Annotated in this window: 2 protein-coding genes; both read right to left on the bottom strand. The window is 72.4% G+C overall.

Annotated elements, in window-relative coordinates:
* Nucleotides 1–125 precede the first annotated feature (125 nt).
* Nucleotides 126–986, bottom strand: a complete 861-nt coding sequence (locus tag ACQKIP_RS44930) for an Fpg/Nei family DNA glycosylase (protein ID WP_365865115.1) — start codon at nucleotides 984–986, stop codon at nucleotides 126–128.
* A gap of 4 nt (nucleotides 987–990) precedes the next feature.
* On the bottom strand, nucleotides 991–2,604 hold a 1,614-nt coding region (locus ACQKIP_RS44925; RefSeq protein ID WP_427745638.1), incomplete at its 5' end, for an ATP-binding SpoIIE family protein phosphatase.

The raw sequence follows: 2,604 nt of genomic DNA, 5'->3' as shown, positions 1-2,604 counted from the left end.
ACGGCCTGTCGACCCAGGGCGGCGCGGCCCTGCCCCGCGAGGACATCGCCCGCTACGAGGTGCGCACGACGGACGGGCAACACCTGCTGACCCTGCCCCGCCCCTGAACCGGCCCTCGCGCACGGCTACTTCAGCAGGCGCGACATCCTCCGGTCCGCCAGGAGCTTCCCGCCCGTCTGGCAGGTGGGGCAGTACTGCAGCGAGGAGTCGCTGAAGGAGACCTCGCGCACGGTGTCACCGCACACGGGGCACGGCTCGCCGGCGCGGCCGTGCACCCGCAGGCCGCTCTTCTTCTCCGCCTTGAGCCGGCCCGCCGCGACGCCCCGCGAGCGCTCCACCGCATCGCCCAGCGTGGACCGCAGCGCCGCGTAGAGCCCGTGGATCTCCTCCTCCGTCAGGCTCGACGTGAGCTTGAAGGGGGACATGCGGGCCGCGTGCAAAATCTCGTCGCTGTACGCGTTGCCGATGCCCGCGATCAGGCTCTGGTCCCGCAACGCGCCCTTGATCTGGCGGCGTTCACCCGCAAGCAGGGCGGCGAAGCGCGCCTCGTCGAATTCCGGGACCAGCGGGTCGGGGCCCAGGCGGGCGATGCCGGGGATCCGGTCCGGGGCATCGGTCACGTACACCGCCAGGCGTTTTTGCGTGCCCGCCTCCGTCAGGTCGAAGCCTTCACCCGTCTCCAGGGCGACCCGCAGTGCGAGAGGGCCCTTGCCGGGCCGCGGCGGTCCGTCCGGCAGCCGGTCCTTCCACTGCAGCCAGCCGGCGCGGGCGAGATGGGTGACCAGGTGCAGGCCGTCCGCGTCGAGATCGAGGAACTTGCCGTGGCGTGCCACGGCCGTGACCGTACGTCCTTCGAGCGCGTCGACCGGCGGGTCGTACGTCTTCAGGACGCTGATCGCCATGGGCAGCACCCGGACGATGTCATGACCGACGAGGTGGTCGGCGAGGAACGCGCGCAGCGCCTCGACCTCGGGGAGTTCCGGCATCCGCTCACTCCTGACCTTGTTCCGGCAGCGCCGTCCGCTCACTCTGCCCCTGGCCGTCGCGCGCGGGCACGACGAACTCGCACCACACGCACTTGCCGCTGCCCCGCGACTCGACCCCCCACTCGTCCGCGAGCATGTCCACGAGCAGCAACCCGCGCCCCGACACGCCTGCTTCCCCCGCCTCCCTGCGGCGCGGCAGCGCGCTGGAGGAGTCCTCGACCTCGATGCGAAGGCGCCGGTCGGTGCCGCTGATGACCCGCAGGGTCACGATCGCCGCGCCGTCGGTGTGCATCAGGGCGTTGGTGATCACCTCGTCCGCCACCAGCTCGACCTCGTCGGCACCGTCGCCGGCTCCCCAGGCGCGCACGGCTGCGCGGATCATGTGCCGGGCCTCGGCAAGGGCCTCCGGGTCGCCGGGGCCGACGTGCTGCTGGAGGCGGCCGCCGGACAGCGGTGCGTCGTCCGGGCGGCGGCGCAGGAGCAGCAGTGCCGCGTCGTCCTCGCCGCCCCGCTCGTCGACGATCGAGCAGAGCCGGTCGGCGAGCTCCTGGAGGTCGCGCGGCCCCGAGCGGGCCAGCTCGCCCAGGGCCCGCATCCCGTCGCCCAGGTCGGCGCCCGGCTCCTCGATGAGGCCGTCGGTGAAGAGCAGCAGGGTCTGGCCCGCGTCGAGCTCGAAAGTGGTGACGGGATACTCCTGCCGGCCGAATTCGGCGGAGAGACCCAGCGGGAGCCCTCCGTCGACCGGCACCGGGCGACAGCTCCCGTCGGTCTGCTGCAGGAGCGGGTCGATGTGGCCGGCCCGCACCACCTGGACCACACCGGTCGACAGATCGGCCTCGGCGTAGAGGCAGGTCGCGAAACGGTCGGTGTCCAGCTCGTGCAGGAACCCCGAGGCACGCGCCATGACGGTGGCGGGCGTGTGCCCCTCGGCGGCGTAGGCGCGCAGCACGATGCGCAGCTGGCCCATGACGGCCGCCGCGTGCGTGTCATGGCCCTGCACGTCACCGATGACCGCCCCGACGCGGCCGCCGGGCAGCGGGATCACGTCGTACCAGTCGCCGCCGATGTCCCGCCCGAGCGCCGCCGAGCGGTAGCGGACCGCGATGTCGGCGCCGGGCACTCCGGGGATGCTGCGGGGCAGCATCGCCTGCTGGAGGCCCTGGGCGAGGTCCTTCTCCTGCTCGTAGAACATGGCGCGCTGGAGGCTCTGCGCGATGCCGCTGCTCAGCGCGACCAGGACGTTGCGCTCCTCCTCGGTGAAGCCGGTCTTCTCCTGGTAGAGCAGGCCGAGTACGCCGATCGGCTTGGCCTGCGCGATCAGCGGGAGGTACGCGGCCGACGAGATGCCCAGCTCGTCGATGTGCGGCCACAGATCCGGGTAGGAGGCGGCGAACTCCGCCGCGGTCTCGATGAAGCGCGGCGAGAGCGTGCGCACGGCGTCGCTCATCGGATACCGCTCGTCGATCCGGGTGAACTTGGTGCCCGGCACGAAGCTGCCCTCTGGCCCCTCGGCGACCAGGCGGCTCCGCCCAGCCTCGACCAGCGCCATGACCAGATTCGACGCACCCAGGTGTGCCAGGCCGTGGGTGTCCTTGAGTACGTCGATGACGTCCCGGAC

The sequence above is a fragment of the Streptomyces sp. NPDC059900 genome (genome assembly GCF_050270335.1).
Lineage (GTDB): Bacteria > Actinomycetota > Actinomycetes > Streptomycetales > Streptomycetaceae > Streptomyces.
This window is presented reverse-complemented; position numbering and strand designations above follow the sequence as displayed.